Source organism: Pigmentiphaga humi (assembly GCF_900606115.1).
Classification (GTDB): Bacteria; Pseudomonadota; Gammaproteobacteria; order Burkholderiales; family Burkholderiaceae_B; genus Pigmentiphaga; species Pigmentiphaga humi.
In genome coordinates, this window is sequence record NZ_UWPJ01000008.1 from 65,223 (window position 1) to 83,710 (window position 18,488).

The window sequence follows — 18,488 nt, forward strand, 5'->3', positions numbered from 1 at the left end:
CGGTAGAATCAGGGCGACATGGACCTCAAGTTATTCGAAGACCTCATCGCGCTGGCTCGCACGCAGAGTTTCGTTCGCGCCGCGGAAATGCGGCACGTGACCCATCCTGCATTCGGCAGGCGCATCCGCGCCCTGGAAATCTGGGCGGGCGCGCCACTGGTCGAGCGCAACCGCACGCCGGTGCAGTTCACGCCCGAAGGCGAGGTCATGCTCAAGACGGCCGAGCGCACGGTCGAGAACGTCGCCAATGCCCGCTCGCAGGTCCAGCGCCACGGCGCCCGGCAAGGCCTGAGCCTGCGCATCGGCACGGGCCGCACGCTGGCGCGCACGCTGGTGGCCGACTGGCTCGCGCGCATCACCCACATGCCGCGCAGCCCGGTGCGCGGACGTGCGCAGATCGACGTCGTCACCGGTTCGACGGCCGACCTGTCTATCATGCTCGAACAAAGCAAGGTGGACATGCTGTGCTGCTACGAGCACCGCGCCTTGTCCATACCGCTGAACGGCCACCGCTACCGGCATCTCACCCTGTCCACCGAGAAGCTGGTGCCGGTCAGCGTGGCCGACGCCCAGGGCAGGCCGCGCTACAGCCTGATCGGGGGCAACGACGCGACGCCGCTGATCGCCTACGGCATCGGCCTGTCGATGGAGCGGCTGCTGAGCGAGCATTTCGAGCGCAATCCGCTGGCGGGCATGAACGTCTTCCTGCGCTGCGACTCGGCCGATGCGGTCTATGAATTCGTCAAGAAGGGCCTGGGCGTGGCCTGGCTGCCCTGGTCGGTGGTCGCGGCGGATTGCCAGCGCCGCAACATGGTGGTCCTGGGCGGCCGCAGCGACGAAGTCCCCTTCGAGGTCCGGCTGTATCGGCCGCGCGCGCGCCAGGCCGACGTGGTCGAGGCCGTCTGGGCAGCCACGGAATTTGCGCGCTGAACGGCGCTGCGCTCCCCCGCTACCTCTCGGGTAAACCCTGAATTCCTGTCAGTAATTTTTTCCAAATCAGCAGGAAAACCATGCTGTAGCACGGTTTTCTCGAACCACACAAAAACTGAATTGGCACATACATGTGCTGCATAGGCACCTTGGAACGAGTGGTCTGCGTGACGATTGCATTTCAACAACCCAGTCCGAGACCGCCATGACTTCGTCCTCGCTCTCCCGCCGTGTACTGCTCCTGGCCACCGCCGCCGCCACGCTCGGCGCCTCGCCCCTGCTCCACGCCCAGACCGACTACCCCAGCCGCCCCATCACGCTGGTGGTCGGCTATCCCGCCGGCGGCAGCACCGACCTGACCGCCCGCCTGGTCGGCGCCGAACTGTCCAAGCAGATCGGTGAACACGTCATCATCGAGAACGTCGGCGGAGCCGGCGGCGCGATCGGCGCGCAGCGCGTGGCCAAGGCCGCGCCGGACGGCTACACGCTGCTGCTGGGCGCCTCCAACGAAATGGCCATCGCGCGCCTGATCAACAAGGCAATCAAGTACGACGGCCTGAAGGACTTCACCCCCGTCGGCCTGGTCAGCACCCAGCCGCTGGTCATGGTGACCTCGGCTGCTTCGGACGTGAAGACCATCCCCGATTTCCTGTCCAGCGTGCGCGCCAACCCCGGCCAATCCAGCTTCGGCTCGTCCGGCGTGGGTACGTCCCTGCACCTGGGCGGCGAAAGCCTGAAGAAGGCCGCCGGCCTGGAGCTGGTGCACGTTCCCTACCGCGGCGTAGCGCCGCTGACCAGCGACTTGCTGGGTGGCCAACTGCAGTACGGCGTGTTCGTGCTGTCCAGCGCCTTGCCCAATATCCGCGCCGGCAAGCTGGTGCCGCTCGGCCTGCTGCAGAAGAGCCGCAGCGCGATGGCCCCCCAGATCCCCACCTTCGCCGAAGCCGCCGGCCTGAAGGACGTGGACATGAACGTCTGGTTCGCGCTGTACGGTCCGGCCGGCATGCCCGCGGCCCTGACCGGCAAGCTGCGCACCGCTCTGGCCAAGGTCCTGCAGGCACCCGAGTTCCGCGCCAAGATGGAAGAATCGGGCTCGACGGTGGCCGACCCGGGCATCGACCTCTCCGAGTTCCAGGCGGCCGAGACGGCCAAGTACCGGCGCATCGTCGAATTCGCGAAGATCGAAGGATAGGCGATGTCGGGCCATGAATTCCTTCTGCCGCTTCCGGACCTGTCCGCATTGCGTGCCGGCAACACCGGCACCGAAGGCGTCTGGCACTTCCGTGCCGATGCGCCGGGCCGCAACGTACTGGTCACCTCGCTGATCCACGGCAACGAGCTGTGCGGCGCCTGGGCCGTCAAAACCGTGCTGGAAGCCGGCCTGCGCCCCCGCCGCGGCACGCTGACACTGGCGTTCTGCAACCTGGCGGCCTTCGACAGCTTCGATGCCGCGCGCCACGACAGGTCGCGCTACCTGGACGAGGACATGAACCGCGTCTGGAGCGACGAGAAGCTGGCCGCCCCGGCCTCGCGCGAAAGCCGGCGCGCCGCCGAACTGCTGCCCTGGGTGCGCAAAGCCGACTGGCTGCTCGACCTGCATTCCATGCACGAGCCCTGCGCGCCGCTGTCGCTGACCGGCATGCAGCCGCGCAACCTCGCGCTGGCGCGCGACCTGGGCGCGCCGCAGCACATCATCGTCGATGCCGGGCACAAGGACGGCGTGCGCATGCGCGATTACGGCCGCTTCGGAGAAATGGCGGACAACGGCACCCGCTCGCTGCTGATCGAATGCGGCTATCACGGCGCGCTGGAAAGCCGGGCGGTTGCCACCGACCAAGTTGCGCGCTTCCTGCTCGCCTCCGGTATCGTCGATGCCGGCGACCTGCGCCAGGAGTGGTTCATGCCCAAGCCCGGCACCCAACTGGCCATCCAGGTTACCGAACCGGTGGTCGCGCAGAGCAGGGACTTCCGCTTCTCCGAGCCCTGGCAGGGCCTGGAGGAGCTGGAAAAGGCCGGCACCGTGATCGGCTGGCAGGACGGCCGGCCCATCACCACGCCCTATGATCATTGCACGCTGGTCATGCCTTCGCTGCGACAGCTGGTGCCTGGAGTGACGGTGGTGCGGCTGGCCAAACGGGTGGCCTGAGCAGCATCCTGCGGGCAGGCGTGCGCCTGCCCGGCTCAACTCCCCAGCAGCGCCCCGGCGAACTCGTCCGCCACGAAAGGCTGCAGATCGTCGATCCCTTCGCCCACGCCGATCCAATAAACAGGCACCGGCCGCACGCCCTGCGCGCCCGAGGCCACGGCGGCCAGGATGCCGCCCTTGGCAGTACCGTCCAGCTTGGTGACGATCAGGCCGGTCAGGCCGAGCGCTTCGTCGAAGGCCTTGATCTGGGCCAGCGCGTTCTGTCCGGTGTTGCCGTCGATCACCAGCAGCACTTCGTGCGGCGACGACGGGTCGGCCTTGGCGATCACACGCTTGATCTTCCTGACCTCTTCCATCAGGTGCAGCTGCGTGGGCAGGCGGCCGGCGGTATCGACCATGACGACGCCCATGCCGCGGGCCTGGCCCGACTTGACGGCGTCGAAAGCCACGGCGGCCGGATCGCCGCCCTCCTGCGCGATCACCGTCACGTCGTTGCGCCGGCCCCATTCCATCAACTGTTCGCGCGCGGCGGCGCGGAAGGTATCGCCGGCAGCCAGCAGGACGCGGCGGTCCCGCAACTGGAAAGTCTTGGCGAGCTTGCCGATGGAGGTGGTCTTGCCGGCGCCGTTGACGCCCGCGATCATGGCGACGATGGGCGCGGGGCGGTCCAGATCGAAGTGGCGCTCCAGCGGCTTCAGATGGGCCGCCAGCAGCTCGCGCAACACCTGGCGCACGCGGTCGCCGTCCTCGATGCGTTCCTGCCTGACCCGCTCGCGCAGGCCCTTGAGCAGCGATTGCGCGGCGTCCACGCCGGTATCGGCCATGATGAGCGCGGTTTCGAGCTCTTCGAACAAATCCTCGTCGACCTTGACCCCGACGAACAGCGAAGTCAGGCTCTGGCCGGTGCGCGACAGGCCGGTCTTGAGCCGGGCGAGCCAGGAGGACTTGGCCGCCGGGGCCGGGGCCGGGGCCGGAGCGGGTGCGGGTGCGGGTGCGGGTGCAGGTGCGGGTGCCGGGGTGACCGGCGCGGCGGGAGGCGCCACCGGCGCGGCCGTGTCCGGGCGTGCGGCCTCGGGCGGCGCCGCCGGCTGCGGGACGGACTCCGCGGCGACGGGCGCGGATATCGCTGCCGGGGACTCCTCAGCGGGCGCGGCCGGAGCGGGAGCCTGCCGCGCCACGGCAGCGCCGGCCGGCGATGGTGGTGCGGCGGGCGCCGGCGCGGAGGGCAGTTGTCCGCGTTCGGGCGCGGCCGGCACGGGCACGGCCTCGTCGCGCGGCGGCTGGCCGGCCGGCTCCGGCGCGCGCGGCGGTTCGGGAGGAGGCGGCGCTTTTTTCTTGAAGAAACTGAACATGGAAACCTGTCTGCGGAAAGGGGTCAGCGGCATCGTTGCAGAGGCGGCGGACGGGCCTGCGCGGCGGAGCGGCCGCCACGGCATATAGAATCCTGAATTCTACCGGTCCCACGCCATGCCCTCTCAACGCCACTCCCCCGCCCGCGCCAGCCGGGCCGTCCCGCACAAGATCCGCATCATCGGCGGGCAGTACAAGCGCACGCCCATTCCCGTCCTGGACCTGCCCGGCTTGCGTCCCACCCCCGACCGCGTGCGCGAGACGCTGTTCAACTGGCTCACCCACCTCTGGGACGGCGACTACGCGGACAAGGCCGTGCTCGACGCCTTCGCCGGCAGCGGCGCGCTGGGCCTGGAAGCGGCTTCGCGCGGCGCCGGCCGGGTGCTGATGGTCGAGTCCGACCGCCGCGCCGCCGCGGCGCTGGAAGCGCTGCGCGCACGCCTGGGCGCCGCCCAGGCCGAAGTGCGCGCCGGGGATGCGCTGCCGATGCTGGCCCGCGAGCCCGGGAGCTTCGACCTGATCATGCTGGACCCCCCTTTCGGCCAGGGCTGGCTGGAGCGTGTGCTTCCCGTTGCAATGCGAGCGCTCACTGACGATGGAATGCTCTATATTGAAGCCGAAGCACCATTGGTTCCACCCGAGGGCACGGAATTGCTGCGCCAAGACCGCGCAGGCGCGGTACATTTCCAGCTACTGCGCGTGGACCGCGGCGCCGGCCGGGAACCACACCCGTCCGGCATGGTTTGAACAGGCGATTTGCTGCATTGCGCAAATAAGGAAATAATCACGCCATTCGGCAACATTGCTCCGGCACCCGGAAGCCCCGGAAGCAGGTTGCAAACCGACCGCGCAGGCGGTCCCCCTACCGCGCCCGGCAGGCCCAGGAGTAGCCGACCGGGCAATGGCCAAGCAGGCTGGCGCCCACCCATACCGATAATACGGAGCCCAAGCATGATCATTGCCGTATACCCTGGCACCTTCGATCCGATGACCCGCGGCCACGAAGACCTCGTGCGCCGCGCCGCCGGCCTGTTCGACAAGGTGGTGGTGGGCGTGGCGGTCAGCCGCAACAAGGCCCCGTTCTTCTCGGTCAGCGAACGCGTCGAGATCGCCCGCGAGATCCTGGGCCATTACCCCAACGTGCAGGTCGCGAGTTTTTCCGGCCTGCTCAAGGATTTCGTGCGCGAGCAGAATGCCCGCGTCATCGTGCGCGGCCTGCGCGCCGTATCGGATTTCGAATACGAATTCCAGATGGCGGGGATGAACCGCTACCTGCTGCCGGATGTCGAAACCATGTTCCTGACGCCGTCCGACCAGTACCAGTTCATTTCCGGGACGATCGTGCGGGAAATCGCACAGTTGGGCGGCGATGTCAGTAAATTCGTATTTCCCTCCGTCGAGCGCTGGCTGCACGCCAAAGTCGCGCAACCCACCGGCCGCGACGGCGCCTGAGCATCGCCGCGACCGACCGCAGGCGGAGCGTACCGCAGCAAGGAAGTTCCCATGGCTCTGTTGATTACCGACGAATGCATCAACTGCGACGTCTGCGAGCCCGAGTGCCCCAATGACGCCATCACCATGGGCGAGGCCATCTACGAGATCGACCCCGCCCGCTGCACCGAATGCGTCGGACACCACGACGAGCCACAATGCAAGGTGGTCTGTCCGGTCGAGTGCATCGAGCTGAATCCGGAGTGGAAGGAAGACGAGGGTCAACTGATGGCCAAGTACCATCGCATCGTCGCGCCGGCCTGATCCGCCCCTTCAGAAGTCGAGCACCACTTCCGCTCTGTCCCCCACCGTCAGCACCGCGCCGGGCGGCGCGCTGACGATGGCGTTCATGCCGAAGGTCACGCCGCCGCCAGGCTGGCTGCGGAAGCCTGCGAGCGTCGCCATGGGCTCGCTCGAGCGGACGCCGGTCACCTGGTCGGTATTGGGAATTTCGCAGCGCACGCAGGGCTTGACCAGCGCCAGCCTCACCGCTCCGATCGTGGCCAGCACGGTGTAGTCCTCGTCGAACGCGCCGAATTCGCCGAGCACGATGTTGGGGCGGAACCGGGCCATGTCCACCGGCGCCCGGCCCGCGGCGGCGAGCTTGCCGTTGAGCTCCGCCAGCGAGGCCTCGTTGGCGATCAAGACCGGATAGCCGTCCGCGAACGCGTAGACGTGGCGCAGCGGGAAACCTTCGGCCACGGGATGCCGGGCCAGCCAGGTTTCGATGCGTTCCACGCTGGCCACCCGGTGCGAATCCGGATGCGCTTTGACCAGCCGGCAGGGCGTGCCCAGCAGCGAGCCGAACCACTGCGCCGCGAGATCGCCTTCGTCTACGGCATCGACCTCGTCGCGCCAGACACGGACGCGGCGGCGCACGCTGTCGTCGTCTTCGACGACTTCGATAGGGATGTCCAGCCGCGGCTGGCCCGGCGCCGTCGCCAGCAGGTAGCCATCGCGCAGTTCGGTGCGCACCCGCGCCATGGCGGGATGGCTGCGCTGCGTCAGGAAGGCGCCCCGTTCGTCCACCACCATCCACCGGCGGTCGTTGTGCAGGCCCGCCATGCCTATGGCCGAGCTTTGCAGGGCAATGCCGCCGCAGGACTTGATGGGGTAGATGGTCAGGCTGGAGATGGATACGGACATGAAGGATGGAAACGACGTTGGAGGCCGGGCCCTAGCGGTTGAACAAGCCTTTGAGGCGCTCGCGCACGGTATCGCGCAGCTTGTCGCCGGTCTCGCCGCGCTCGACGCCCAGGCCTTCTTCGATCTTGTCGACAATGGCGTGCCGGAAGACTTCGGCCGCGACCTTGCTCCACTGGACGGTATACGCCGGCGCATCGAACTTGCCGTTCACATGCACCGGCACGGTTACGTTGCGCAGGTCGAGCAGCTCCTTGCCGTCCTTCGCCGAAGGATTGGCCACCGTTGCCAACAGGACCAGATCCAGCCGCTCGCCGGGAATGTCGATGCGCGCGGGCTGGCCCTGGGTGATGCGCAGCGGCGGCGCCTTGGCATCGAGGCTGCGCACGGTGCCTATTCCGGCGGCAAAGACCAGTTGGGCCTGCAATTCGGAAAACTCGGTCTGCTGGGCGGCCTGGTGCTGCTGGGCGTCGTCCTTGCGCTGCGGCAGCATGGCGCGGAACTGCCTGAGCGCCTGCGCCACGTCCAGCCCTTTGATGGCGCCGTCGCGCAGCGTAATCGCGGCCGTGCCGTTCAAGCTGCGCTTCATTTCCGATTCGGTCGCCCCGGTGGCGGTCAGGTTCAACGCGATGCTGCCGCGCCCCGTCAGCGTGTCCTTGCCCAACAAGTCCGCCAGCAAGGGCTGTACCGACACGTTGCTGAGCGTGGGAGCCAGGCCGATGCGGCGGCCTGGGGCATCGGCGAACAGGCTGCCCGACAGCGTGCCGCCATACAGGGAGGCCTTCATCGCGCTCACGTCGGCGCGCCCCTTGGCGACCCGGACCGACGCCGATACGTTCGCGGCCTTCACCCCGCGCGCGACCAGCTTGCCGATCTTGACCGTGCCGGAAGCGGTAAGGCCTTCCAGTGCCGAAAGGTCTACCGGCGCATCCGCCGTCGCCTTGGCGGACGCGCCGCCTCCTCCGCCCGGGGGGCTCGCGGGCCAGAGCTTGTCCAGGTCCAGCGTGTCGGCGGCCAGGGTGAACGCGATGCGCGGTTCGTCGAACTGCGCCAGCTCGGCGGTCGCGTTCAATGTGCCGCCGTCGATGTTCGCCTCGAGCCGGCCTGTCACTTGCTCGCGTTCGATATTGGCGCGCAGGCTGCCCTTGAGGGGCGCCTGCATCTGGCCTCCCGGCAAGGCGGAATCCAGGATGCCGAGCTGGCCCGCCAACTGCGGCAATGCCACGGTCTTGCGCTGCAGGCTGGCCTCGACCGGCGATGCCGCCGCCAGTTTCAGCAGCCGTTCGCCCTGCTTGAACTCGCCCTCCAGCGCGAGCCGCTCGATGGCCAGCTTGTCGGCGCTGCCCGATATGCCGGATAGCGAGACCTTTGCCAGCAGCCCGCGGTCGGCGCCCAGGCGCAACTGGCCGCTGACCGGCTCTCCTCGGGCCTGCTGCGGCGAAACGTCCAGTTTCGGCGCAGCCAGCGATAGCTCGAAAGGATCGCTGCCCAGCTTGCCCTGGACAGCCAGTGCCAGCCTTTCGGCCTGCAGCCGTCCCTCGGCCAGGCCCACCGCCAGGCGCGGCGCGTCCAGGCGCAGGTCGACCCCCGTGAGCGGCCGGCTGCCGGCCACGTCGCCCTGGAACACCACCGTCACGCCGCTGGCGTCGATGGCGCCGCGCTGGCCGTCGACCTGCAGATCGCCGCGCGCGGTCAGCGCCGAGGCGCGCACCGAGGGCAGCACGCCAGAAGCCTTCAGGTCCAGCGACCGTATCGACAGCGAGCGCTGCGCGGGATCGAACGCCAGCCTGCCCAGGCCCTGGACGGTCGCATCCACGCGCGGGCTCTGTCCCAGCACCCGCGCCGATACGTCGAACTCGAAAGGCCTGCGCGGCGCCACGCGGCCGGTGGAAACAGCCAGGCGCTCCACCCGCAGCGCCACGCCTTTCAGATAATCGCGCACCGCCAGTTCGCCGCCGGTGAACTCGATGCCGGCAACGTCGAACTCCAGCGTGCGGCCCTGCGCCTCCAGCGGCCGGCCGGCGCTCTTGCCGGAAGGCTGGGGCTCGCTGCCCCCGAACAGGTCGTCGAAATTGAACTTGCCGCTCCGGTAGCGCACGACGTTGGCTTTCAGGCCCTCGATCTGCACCTGATCGATCACGATGCGGCCGGACAGCAGCGGCAGGACGGCCACGGCCACCCGGGCCGTATCCACGGCGGCGAAGATCTGGGTGGAGCGCGGCTCGGACAGCGAGACCTTGTCGGCCTCCACGCCCAGGCGCGGGAACACGCTCAGCCGCAGATCGCCGTCCATGCGCAAGGTACGGCCGTAGCGCGTCTTGACCTCGTCGGCCAGCGGCCCCTTGTAATGATTGGGATCGACCGCCAGGACGAGCACGATCAGCCCGGCGGCCGCAACGGCGAACAGGATCGCCGCACCGATGGCGATGCGCTTGAACCACCGCATGGTCGAATCTCCGAAAAGCCCTGAGACACCGTTCCGGCCCCGGCCGGCATTGACCCCGGCCCTCTCCTGGCAGGCACTATCATACCGAGGTCCCGCGACATTCCGCCGCCGCACGGGGCTGGCCGCCCTCAGTCAGGAGATCCGTCATGAAAGAAGCCGCTTCCGGCATCGAGCGCATCGCGTCCCGCACCGCCGAAATCGGCGGCGGCATCACCATCGAGCGCGTACTGCCGACGCGCCAGCACCGCCGCATCGGCGCCTGGTGTTTTCTCGACCACGCCGGTCCGGCCCGCTTCGAGCCCGGCGCCGGCATGCTGGTCGAAGCCCATCCGCATATCGGCCTGCAGACCTTCACCTGGATGATCGAAGGCGAGGCGCTGCACCGCGACAGCCTGGGCAACGAACAGGTGCTGCGGCCGGGCCAGGTCAACCTGATGACGGCCGGGCACGGCATCAGCCATACCGAGGAATCGCTGCCCGATCAGCGCGTGCTGCACGCCGCGCAACTGTGGATCGCGCTGCCGCCGGGCAAACAGGATATGCCACCCGGATTCGACCACTATCCCGACCTGCCCCGTTGGCGGGAACAAGGCGTGGATTTCACCCTGCTCGCCGGCGCCTGTGCCGGCCGCGCCGCGCCTGCGCGCGTGTATTCGCCGCTGGTCGGCCTGGATCTGGCATGCGCGGCCGCAGCCTCGCTCGATCTCGAACTCGATCCCGCCTACGAATACGGCCTGCTGGTGCTGGAAGGCGGCTTGCAGGCCCAGGGCGAACGCTTCGCGCCGGACGAACTCGCCTATCTGGCGCCCGGACGCGCGCGGCTCCCGCTCGCGCTGGACGCGGGCAGCCGCGCCCTGCTGATCGGCGGCGTTCCTCCCACCGACGACCTCACCATCTGGTGGAACTTCGTCGGCAGCAGGGAGGCCATCGCCCAGGCGCAGCGCGACTGGGAAGCGCGCAGCGAGCGCTTCGGTTCGGTGCGCGGTTTCGAAGCGCGCAGGCTGGCGGCCCCCGCTCCGCCCTGGAAGTAAGTTTTTCGCAGGCTGGAAACCTTGAAAATCGCGCTTGCCCAGGGAATGGGCGTTCTTTAGTGTCCGGGGTAGAACCGGCCAGCAAGTAAAGAGGCATGCCGCGGCCAGCACTCGCAGGCCGGCATCCGGCCCGACCTGGCCGTCCATGGAGACACGCATGTTCAGCCCGCTTCGGCACACCTTGGCCGCTTTCTTCTCTCTGTTGCCCGCCCTGGCCGTCGGCGCCGACTTCCCCACCCGGGCGGTCACGCTGGTGGTCGGCTACCCGCCCGGCGGCGCCATCGACCAATCGGCGCGCCTGGTCGCCAGCGAACTGGCCAAGCGCTGGGGACAGCCGGTGGTGGTGGACAACAAGCCGGGCGCCAACGGCAGCATCGCCGCGGCGGCAGTCGCGGGCGCCGCGCCCGACGGCTACACGCTCCTGGTGACGGCAACCAGCCACAACCTCAACAAGTTCGTCATCAAGAACCTGCGCTACGACGTCGAAAAATCGTTTACGCCGGTCGCGCTGACCGTCGAAGTGCCCAACGTGCTGGTGGTCAACGCCGCCTCGCCCTACCACGACCTCGGCCAGTTGCTGGCGGCGCTGCGTGCCAAGCAGCGCCCGTTCAGCTATGCCTCGCAAGGCATAGGCGGCGTGCCGCACCTGGCCGGCGAATTGTTCAAGATACGCACGGGCACCGAGATCCTGCACGTCCCGTACAAGGGCGCCGCGCAGGGGATGACCGATCTGATAGGCGGCGTCGTGGACATGTCCTTCCCTTCGCCGGGTTCGGTCATGGGCTACATCTCGCAGGGCAAGCTGCGCGCGCTGGCGGTCGCCTCCACCGAGCGGCTGCCCCAGCTCAAGAACGTCCCCACGTTTGCCGAAGCCGGCGTCCCGGACTACACCATCAGCACCTGGCACGGCATGCTGGCTCCGGCGGGCACGCCGCCTGACGTGGTGAGCCGCATCAATGCCGAGGTCAATGCAGTCATTACCGAACCGGCAACCCGCCAGGCCATGGAAGGCCAGGGCAACCTGCCTGCCAAGCCCATGACGCCGGCCGCCTTCGGCCAGAAGCTGGCCAAGGAACTGGCCATTTATGGCGACCTAGCGCAGCGCATCGATTTGAGCGGCGGCTGAAGGGCGCTCCGCCTGCCGCCCCAGGCGGGCGGACGAGGTTTCGGGCCGGGGCCGCGCCGCGCAAACGGCGCGGCCCTTTGCCGACGGGACACTAGAATGGGGAAAACTCATGCCCGTCCAGGAACGCAAATGTCCGACCTCGACCATATCAAGCGTGCCGTCCGCCAATTTACCGAAGAACGGAATTGGGGCCAGTTCCATTCGCCCAAGAACCTGGCGATGGCGCTGAGCGGCGAAGCCGGCGAACTGGTGTCGATTTTTCAATGGATGACCGAGGAAGAGTCCAACGAACTCAACCCGCTCAAGCTTTCCGAAGCCACCGACGAAATCGCCGATGTACTGCTCTACCTCGTCGCGCTGGCCGACAGGCTGGACATCGATATTGCGCGCGCGGTCGAGCGCAAAATGCTCAAGAACGCCATCAAGTACCCTGCGCAGTCGTTCTACGGCAGCGCGCGCAAATACGACGAAAGCGAAGGCGAGGCGCCGTAAAGCGCCCCGCCTCCTCATTCGGGCGCCGGGCGGCGCCCTGTCGAAGCCTGCCGTCGGTTACAGCCCTTCGGAGAACCCGGTGCGCGGAGCGTCGACCACAGGCTGGTCGATCCTGACGCGCTCGCCGCGGCGCTCCTGCCAGTACGGCTGGGCATGGTAGTGGGTATGCAGCGAGGTCGCCCAGCCGGCATCGGCGAAACTCGGCCAGTGGTCCTTGTCGAACCCTTCCGCGTTCTTCACCACGTCGGCGGGCACGTCCAGGATGAATACCTTGCGGTCGGTATCCAGCGTCAGCGCGCTCCAGGGGATGGCGAGCAACTTGTCGCCCATGCCCAGGAAGCCGCCGCTGGAGAGCACCGCATAGGCAATGCGTCCCGAACTGACATCGAGCATGATGTCCTTGATCGAACCGACGTGCTCGTCGTCCGCGCTGTAGACCTTGTTCCCGTCCAGGGTATCGGCAGCCATGATGTGCGGACCGGGGCCTTCGGCCGTAGCGCTGCCCTTGCCCGTGATGTTGGCGCCGCTTTGCTGCGGCGTGTGGCGTTCAATGTAAGCCATGACAATCTCCTCTCTGAGTGACATGCGGGTTGCTTGGAAGCATGGACATGTCAGCAAGGAGCGTTCCTGGGGGGAAGGCCTACCCCCCTACCCGCTGGCGCGAGCCCCCTCGAGGGGGCGAAACTGGCGGACCGGCGGAGCCGGATCCGCGGTTTCCTGGGTGAGCCCGGTTCTTCCGGGTGTCAGTATTTTTTGCCGAGCGCCATCAGGGCCGGCGTGCCGATCAGATCGTTCAGGGCATCGAAGTCGAGCATGGCGTCGCGCCACGGGGCGGTGGTGCCGTGCTCGCGCAGGCTGGCGTAGTAGCCGCGCAGCGTATGCGCCACCGCGCGCGCCGTGCCGCCGGGAAATATGGCGATACCGAAACCATGCTCCTGCAGTTGTGCGGCGCTCTGGATCGGCGTTTTGCCTCCTTCCACCATATTGGCCAGCAGCGGAACCCGGCCGGCGAAGCGGCGGCACGCCGCCTGCATCTGCTCGGGCGTACGCAGCGCCTCGATGAACAAGGCATCGGCGCCCGCCTCCAGATACTGCTCGGCGCGGTCGAGCGCCGCCTCCAGGCCCTCCACCGCGACCGCATCGGTGCGCGCCAAGACCAGCGTGGACGGCCGGGCGCGCGCATCGAGCGCGGCCCTGAGCTTGCCCACCATTTCCGCCGCCGGCACGACTCCCTTGCCATCCAGGTGGCCGCAGCGCTTGGGGAAGGTCTGGTCCTCCAGCTGGATCATCGCCGCGCCGGCGGCCTCGAAGCCGCGCACAGTGCGCATGACGTTCAAGGCATTGCCGAAGCCGGTATCGGCATCGACGATCACCGGTATGCGCACGCGCTCGGCGATGCGCGCCAGTACGTCGGCCACTTCGGTATACGTGGTCAGCCCGACGTCGGAGCGCCCCAGGCGCGTGTAGGCGATGGAAGCCCCCGAGAGGTAAAGGGCCTCGAAGCCCGCCTGCTCGGCGATCAGCGCGCTGAAGGCGTCGTAGACGCCGGGAGCGAGCAGGATGCCGGGCCGGGCCAGGCGGGCGCGCAAGTCGTGCTGCATGGCGGACTCCATTCAGGCGTTGCGGCGCGCGGCGAGGCTGCGCTCGAACGTGGGGCAATCGGTCACGCCGGCGATGCCGGCCATATCGGCCAGCGCGGTAGCGTGCACTTCCTCGCGGAACGCGGCGCAGCCGTCGGCCAGCACCACGACGTGGTACTCGCGCATATGGGCATCGCGCACCGTGCTCGCCACGCCGCCGTTGGTCACGATGCCGCATACCGCGACGGTATCGACGCCCGCGTGCCGCAGCACCCAGTCGAGCTGGGTGTTGAAGAAAGCGGAATAGGCCACCTTGCATACCGACACGTCGACCAGCCCCTCGAGCGCGTCCACATTGGCCTGCCCCCTGCTGCCGGGCGCGAAATCGCCCTTGCGCAGGAAAGGCCGCAGGGACAGCAGATGGGGCGCGACCATGGGCTCGCCGCGGCCGTCCGGCCACAGCGTGAACTGGCTGGCGGCCACCATGCCGCCCGCCGCCTTGACCGCGCGCGCCACCCTGGCCACCCGCGCCGGCAGCGCCGCCGCGGCCGGCGCCACAGCTCCGCCGCGCGCGTAGGCGCCGTCGGGCGCGAGGAAATCGTTCTGCAGATCGACGATCAAGAGCGCGGTGCGCGCAGGATCGATGGAAGACAGGTCCAGGCTCATGATGGGCTCATCCGCTTGCGCAGTTGGTTCAGCAGCCCGCCGCTGCGGGCCATGTCGATCAGGAAATCCGGAATGGGATCGCAAGCCAGCACCCGGCCGTCGGCGCCCGCCACGGCGGGCGGCTCGCCCAGCCGGATCTCCACCCGTTCGGCCTCCTGCAAGGACTCGGCTTCGGCGCAGGTCAGCAGCATCAGGCCGACGTTGAAGGCATTGCGGAAGAACAGCCCGCCGTAGGATGGGGCGATCACCGCCGCCACGCCCAGGCGCGCCAGCGCCTGGGCGGCCTGCTCGCGCGAGGAGCCGATGCCGAAGCCCGGCCCCGCCGCCACCACGTCGCCCGGCCGCACGGACGCCGAGAATTCCGGCCGCACCGATTCCAGGCAGTGCTTGGCGATGACCTCGATGCCGTGCTTCATGACGTAGCCCGGCGCGAGCAGATCGGTATCGATGTCCTTGCCCAGCTTCCAGACGCGATGTGTGGTGCCGGTACCGCTTTCCTTGTATTTCATGCCAATTTTCCAGTGCGCAACGCGCTACCCAGGGCACAGCGGATCCGGCTCCGCCGGTCCGTTCGTTCCGCCTCCTGGGCCCGGCGCCGGGCCGCCCCAAGGCGGGCCCAGGCCCCCTCGGGGGGCTGCCGCGTAGCGGATGGGGGCCCACCATGCCGGGCGCGCGTCAGCGCGTAGAGGGGGTTCATATCACCTCGCGGGGATCGCTGATGACGCCGCGCAGCGCGGACGCGGCGACGGTATAGGGCGAGCCGAGGTAGACGCTGGCGGAGGGCGAGCCCATGCGCCCCTTGAAATTTCGGGCGGTGCTGGAGATCACGTTCACCTCGCCGTCTATCGCATCGCCATAGCCCGCGCAGGCGCCGCACGAGGTGGGGAACAGCTCGGCCCCCGCGTCCAGCAGCGCCTGCAGGGTGCCTTCGCCGCGCGCGGCTTCCTGGTCCTGGATGCTGGCCGGCGCCACGATCAGGCGCACGCCCGGCGCGACCCGGCGGCCGCGCAGCACCTGCGCGGCCGCGCGCAGATCGTCCAGCTTGGCGCCGGTGCAGGCGCCGATGTAGGCCACCTGTACCGGCACACGGCCGCACTCCGTCACCGCATGGGTATTGGCCGGGCTGTGCGGCGCCGCCACCATCGGCGCAAGCCCGTCGGCATCGAAATCGTACTGGGTATAGGCTGCGCCGGGATCGGTATCCCAGCCCTCGGCTACCGCCTCCGTCGCGCCGGCTCGGGCCAGCCATTCCAGGGTCGTGTCGTCCGGTGCGATCAGGCCGGCCTGCGCGCCCATCTCGGCGCTCAGGTTGGACAGGGTCATGCGCTCCTGCATGCCCAGCGCGCGCACCGCGGGGCCGCAGAACTCCACCGCCTGGTAGGCGCCGCCGCTCATGCCGAAGCGCCCGAGCATGTGCAGCATCATGTCCTTGGCCGTTACCCCCGGCCGCAGCCTGCCCGACCAGTGCATGCGCAGCGTTTCGGGAACTTTCAGCCAGATCTCGCCGGTGACGACCACGCCCAGCATTTCGGTCGAGCCTATGCCGAACATATAGGCGCCGAACGCGCCGCCCGTGGGCGAGTGCGAATCGCCGCCGACGCAGAACATGCCCGGACGGATATGGCCGCCCTGCGGCACCACCACGTGGCAGATGCCCTGGCTGTCGTAGACGTGCGGCAAGGCCTGTTCGCGCGCCCATTCGCGCGCCAGCCGCACGATGCGGCGGGAGTCGTCGTCGCGCTCGGGCACGTAGTGGTCCATGACCAGCACCACCCGCGACTTGTCCCATATCTGCGCGCCCAGCTCTTCCAGCATGGGCTTGAGCCGCCTGGGCCCCGACGAATCGTGGAACATGGCCAGGTCGACCTTGCAGGTCACGATCTCGCCCACGGCCACGCCATCCCTTCCCGCCGCGCGCGCGATCAGCTTCTGCGCCAGCGTCCGGCCTTGTCCCGCCGTCTTGTTCAACCTCGCACCCGATGTCCCTGAAGAGCCTCGGCGCCCTTCATATCTATTGTCCTAACAATAGTACATTTGATTCGGGATCTTGTCTTGTGTTTGCGCAGCCGCGCGCGGTCCATGCCGGACCGCATGCCCGGACGCAGCGGCATGGCCGGCCCGGATTGGCGCCGCAACCCGGCGGTTCAGCGCATGTTGGCGCCGAAATCCCTGCTGACCCACACCTTGGCGTCGATGTCGCCCACCCGCGACAGCTCCATGTCGTATTCGTAGCGATCCGGGCGATACAGTCCCTGGAGCCACAGCACGGGCCGGTCTGCCATGTCGTTCACCACGCGGTTGACCGACAGCAGCGCCGCGCCCAGCGGCACGTCCAGCAGCGCGGCGACGGCGGCATCGGCCTGGCGCGCGGAGATGGTCTGGCGCGCCCGGCCGATCTCCACGCCGGACTCTTCGATGAGCACCAGTATGGGCTTGCGCCCCAGCTGGCGGCGGCCCAGGTTGTCGGCGAACTCGCGCGGCACCCAGGTGGTGATGCACGATACCGGGCCGGCCTTGGTGCTGCGCACCCGCATGGCGCGCAGCACCTGCGAACGCGGCTCGACCTGCAGGACCTGGGCCACCGGATCGGTGGCCTGCAGATACTCGTGCTCGATGACCTTGACCGTGGTGGCCAGGCTCGCGGCGATCAGGTTGTCCAGCAGCCCGCTCATGCGCGAGGCCGGCGCGCCGGGCGACGCCGGCTGCACGCGCCGCGTACCGCGGCCGGCCGAACGCTCGATCAGTCCTTCCAGCGCCAGGTTCTCGAGCGCCTTGCGCACCGTGGCCCGCGACACCGCGAACTCTTCCATCAGTTCCAGTTCGCCCGGAACACGCTCGTCGTAGACGCCGTCGCTCAGGCGTTCCTTCAGGACCAGGTAGACGCTGTGGTACTTCGGCAAAGGCAGGGTGGTCGACATAAATCCGTATTCTGTCTTATTGTCTGTCCAATAGAACAATTTGTCTTGACGCGAGAACATGACCTGACCGAATATGCATATCGCCGTCGTACACATTCAATCAGGTCATGTCATGCGCAATCATATTACAGGCGAACACCGCGCCCGCCCCCGCGTACTGCATCTCTGCCGCCGCGTCTTCCTCGCGGCCGGCCTGGCCGCCACGGCCTTCGGCGTGCAGGCGCAAGCCTATCCCGACCGGCCCATCAAACTGATCGTTCCGTTCAGCCCGGGCGGCTCGACCGACCTCATCGGCCGCGTGGTCGCCAGCGCGCTGGCCGACGAAATCGGCCAGCCCGTCGTGGTCGACAACAAAGGCGGCGCGGGTTCCATCCTCGGCACCGACCTGGGAGCCAAGGCCGCGCCCAACGGCTACACCCTGGTCATCACCAACGGCGCGGCCATCACCACCGGGCCGCTGCTGGGCCAGAAGATTCCCTATGACCCGTACGGCGACTTCGCCCACATCATGCTGCTGGGTACCTTTCCCAACGGCCTGATCGTCCGCGCCAGCCATCCCGCCAAGGATTTCAAGGAATTCGTCGAGCAGGCGCGCAAGGCCGGCGGCAAGTACAACTACGGCTCGGCCGGCGTCGGGTCGGCCGGGTTCCTGACCGGCGAACTGCTCAAGCAGAAGGCGCACATAGACATGACCCACGTTCCCTACAAGGGAACCGGCCCGGCGATGAACGACCTGCTCGGCGGCCAGCTCGACGCCATCTTCAACAACATGTCGGTCGCATCCGCCCAGGTCAAGGCCGGCACGGCGCGCATCCTGGCCGTGAGCGGGCCCAAGCGGCTGCCGGCCTTCCCCGACGTCCCGACCATGGACGAAGTCGTGCCCGGCACCGTAGGCGAGGTCTGGTTCGGCGTTTCGGCCCCGGCCGGCACGCCCCAGCCGGTGATCGACCGGCTCCAGGCCGCGCTCGGCAAGGTCATGGCCAACGCCGACGCCCGCGGCAAGCTGACCGACCTGGGGCTGACCCCCGTCGGCGCGCCGCAGGCCGAGTTCGTCAAGTTCCTCCACGACGAAGAGAAGAAGTGGACCCCGATCATCAAGGGCGCCAATATAAAACTAGATTGAGCAAGACCCCCCCTACGCGCTGACGCGCGCCCCCCAGGGGGCGGCA

Annotated in this window: 19 protein-coding genes; 10 read left to right on the forward strand and 9 right to left on the reverse strand. The window is 68.4% G+C overall.

Going from position 1 to position 18,488, the window contains the following annotated elements:
- Nucleotides 1–18 precede the first annotated feature (18 nt).
- The 3 genes from PIGHUM_RS04000 (at nt 19) to PIGHUM_RS04010 (ending at nt 3,076) form a co-directional block, all read left to right on the forward strand.
- Nucleotides 19–930 carry a LysR family transcriptional regulator gene (locus PIGHUM_RS04000; protein ID WP_124077963.1) on the forward strand — a complete coding sequence of 304 codons (912 nt, stop codon included), beginning with the start codon at nt 19–21 and terminating at the stop codon, nt 928–930.
- Nucleotides 931–1,135: 205 nt separating this feature from the next.
- Nucleotides 1,136–2,122, forward strand: a complete 987-nt coding sequence (locus PIGHUM_RS04005; RefSeq protein WP_124077964.1) for a Bug family tripartite tricarboxylate transporter substrate binding protein — start codon at nt 1,136–1,138, stop codon at nt 2,120–2,122.
- A gap of 3 nt (nt 2,123–2,125) precedes the next feature.
- Nucleotides 2,126–3,076, forward strand: a complete 951-nt coding sequence (locus tag PIGHUM_RS04010) for a M14 family metallopeptidase (RefSeq protein ID WP_124077965.1) — start codon at nt 2,126–2,128, stop codon at nt 3,074–3,076.
- Between the two features lie 35 nt (nt 3,077–3,111).
- Here the strand turns inward: PIGHUM_RS04010 and ftsY are convergent, their stop codons facing one another.
- Nucleotides 3,112–4,428, reverse strand: a complete 1,317-nt coding sequence (gene ftsY, locus PIGHUM_RS04015; RefSeq protein WP_124077966.1) for a signal recognition particle-docking protein FtsY — start codon at nt 4,426–4,428, stop codon at nt 3,112–3,114.
- A 115-nt stretch (nt 4,429–4,543) separates the two neighbouring features.
- Here ftsY and rsmD point away from each other — a divergent pair, with 115 nt between their 5' ends.
- The 3 genes from rsmD to PIGHUM_RS04030 all read left to right on the forward strand — a co-directional run bounded on the left by rsmD (nt 4,544) and on the right by PIGHUM_RS04030 (nt 6,181).
- A complete protein-coding gene (rsmD, locus tag PIGHUM_RS04020; protein ID WP_124077967.1) occupies nt 4,544–5,173 on the forward strand; it encodes a 16S rRNA (guanine(966)-N(2))-methyltransferase RsmD in 630 nt (209 codons plus the stop codon).
- A 204-nt stretch (nt 5,174–5,377) separates the two neighbouring features.
- A complete protein-coding gene (gene coaD / locus PIGHUM_RS04025) occupies nt 5,378–5,878 on the forward strand; it encodes a pantetheine-phosphate adenylyltransferase (protein WP_124077968.1) in 501 nt (166 codons plus the stop codon).
- Nucleotides 5,879–5,929: 51 nt separating this feature from the next.
- Nucleotides 5,930–6,181: a YfhL family 4Fe-4S dicluster ferredoxin gene (locus PIGHUM_RS04030; RefSeq protein WP_124077969.1), complete on the forward strand. Its 252-nt coding sequence runs from the start codon at nt 5,930–5,932 to the stop codon at nt 6,179–6,181.
- 9 nt (nt 6,182–6,190) lie between these two features.
- Here PIGHUM_RS04030 and PIGHUM_RS04035 read toward each other — a convergent pair whose 3' ends face one another.
- Nucleotides 6,191–7,063 (reverse strand): MOSC domain-containing protein, encoded by an 873-nt coding sequence (locus tag PIGHUM_RS04035; protein ID WP_124077970.1) that lies wholly within the window; start codon nt 7,061–7,063, stop codon nt 6,191–6,193.
- 31 nt (nt 7,064–7,094) lie between these two features.
- Nucleotides 7,095–9,506 carry an AsmA family protein gene (locus PIGHUM_RS04040; RefSeq protein WP_124077971.1) on the reverse strand — a complete coding sequence of 804 codons (2,412 nt, stop codon included), beginning with the start codon at nt 9,504–9,506 and terminating at the stop codon, nt 7,095–7,097.
- Nucleotides 9,507–9,652: 146 nt separating this feature from the next.
- On the opposite strand from PIGHUM_RS04040, the gene PIGHUM_RS04045 reads away from it, so the two are divergent.
- From PIGHUM_RS04045 to PIGHUM_RS04055, 3 genes are all read left to right on the forward strand, one after another.
- Nucleotides 9,653–10,537: a pirin family protein gene (locus PIGHUM_RS04045; RefSeq protein WP_124077972.1), complete on the forward strand. Its 885-nt coding sequence runs from the start codon at nt 9,653–9,655 to the stop codon at nt 10,535–10,537.
- A 157-nt stretch (nt 10,538–10,694) separates the two neighbouring features.
- Nucleotides 10,695–11,663 carry a Bug family tripartite tricarboxylate transporter substrate binding protein gene (locus PIGHUM_RS04050; RefSeq protein ID WP_160142150.1) on the forward strand — a complete coding sequence of 323 codons (969 nt, stop codon included), beginning with the start codon at nt 10,695–10,697 and terminating at the stop codon, nt 11,661–11,663.
- A 129-nt stretch (nt 11,664–11,792) separates the two neighbouring features.
- Entirely contained in the window at nt 11,793–12,155 is a 363-nt protein-coding gene (locus PIGHUM_RS04055) for a nucleotide pyrophosphohydrolase (RefSeq protein ID WP_124077974.1), read from the forward strand.
- Between the two features lie 57 nt (nt 12,156–12,212).
- Here the strand turns inward: PIGHUM_RS04055 and PIGHUM_RS04060 are convergent, their stop codons facing one another.
- The 6 genes from PIGHUM_RS04060 to PIGHUM_RS04085 all read right to left on the reverse strand — a co-directional run bounded on the left by PIGHUM_RS04060 (nt 12,213) and on the right by PIGHUM_RS04085 (nt 17,319).
- A complete protein-coding gene (locus PIGHUM_RS04060) occupies nt 12,213–12,716 on the reverse strand; it encodes a PRC-barrel domain-containing protein (RefSeq protein ID WP_124077975.1) in 504 nt (167 codons plus the stop codon).
- A 182-nt stretch (nt 12,717–12,898) separates the two neighbouring features.
- Complete coding sequence (locus tag PIGHUM_RS04065) at nt 12,899–13,756, reverse strand: isocitrate lyase/PEP mutase family protein (protein WP_124077976.1); 858 nt, start codon at nt 13,754–13,756, stop codon at nt 12,899–12,901.
- A 12-nt stretch (nt 13,757–13,768) separates the two neighbouring features.
- A complete protein-coding gene (locus PIGHUM_RS04070; RefSeq protein WP_124077977.1) occupies nt 13,769–14,401 on the reverse strand; it encodes a cysteine hydrolase family protein in 633 nt (210 codons plus the stop codon).
- Nucleotides 14,398–14,910: a LeuD/DmdB family oxidoreductase small subunit gene (locus PIGHUM_RS04075; RefSeq protein WP_124077978.1), complete on the reverse strand. Its 513-nt coding sequence runs from the start codon at nt 14,908–14,910 to the stop codon at nt 14,398–14,400. The genes PIGHUM_RS04070 and PIGHUM_RS04075 overlap by 4 nt, the downstream gene beginning before the upstream one ends.
- Before the next feature lie 184 nt (nt 14,911–15,094).
- Nucleotides 15,095–16,369, reverse strand: a complete 1,275-nt coding sequence (locus PIGHUM_RS04080; RefSeq protein ID WP_124077979.1) for a 3-isopropylmalate dehydratase large subunit — start codon at nt 16,367–16,369, stop codon at nt 15,095–15,097.
- Between the two features lie 176 nt (nt 16,370–16,545).
- Nucleotides 16,546–17,319 carry a GntR family transcriptional regulator gene (locus PIGHUM_RS04085; protein WP_187697746.1) on the reverse strand — a complete coding sequence of 258 codons (774 nt, stop codon included), beginning with the start codon at nt 17,317–17,319 and terminating at the stop codon, nt 16,546–16,548.
- Nucleotides 17,320–17,431: 112 nt separating this feature from the next.
- Between PIGHUM_RS04085 and PIGHUM_RS04090 the strand changes: the two genes are divergently transcribed.
- Complete coding sequence (locus PIGHUM_RS04090; RefSeq protein WP_124077980.1) at nt 17,432–18,442, forward strand: Bug family tripartite tricarboxylate transporter substrate binding protein; 1,011 nt, start codon at nt 17,432–17,434, stop codon at nt 18,440–18,442.
- Nucleotides 18,443–18,488: the final 46 nt, after the last annotated feature.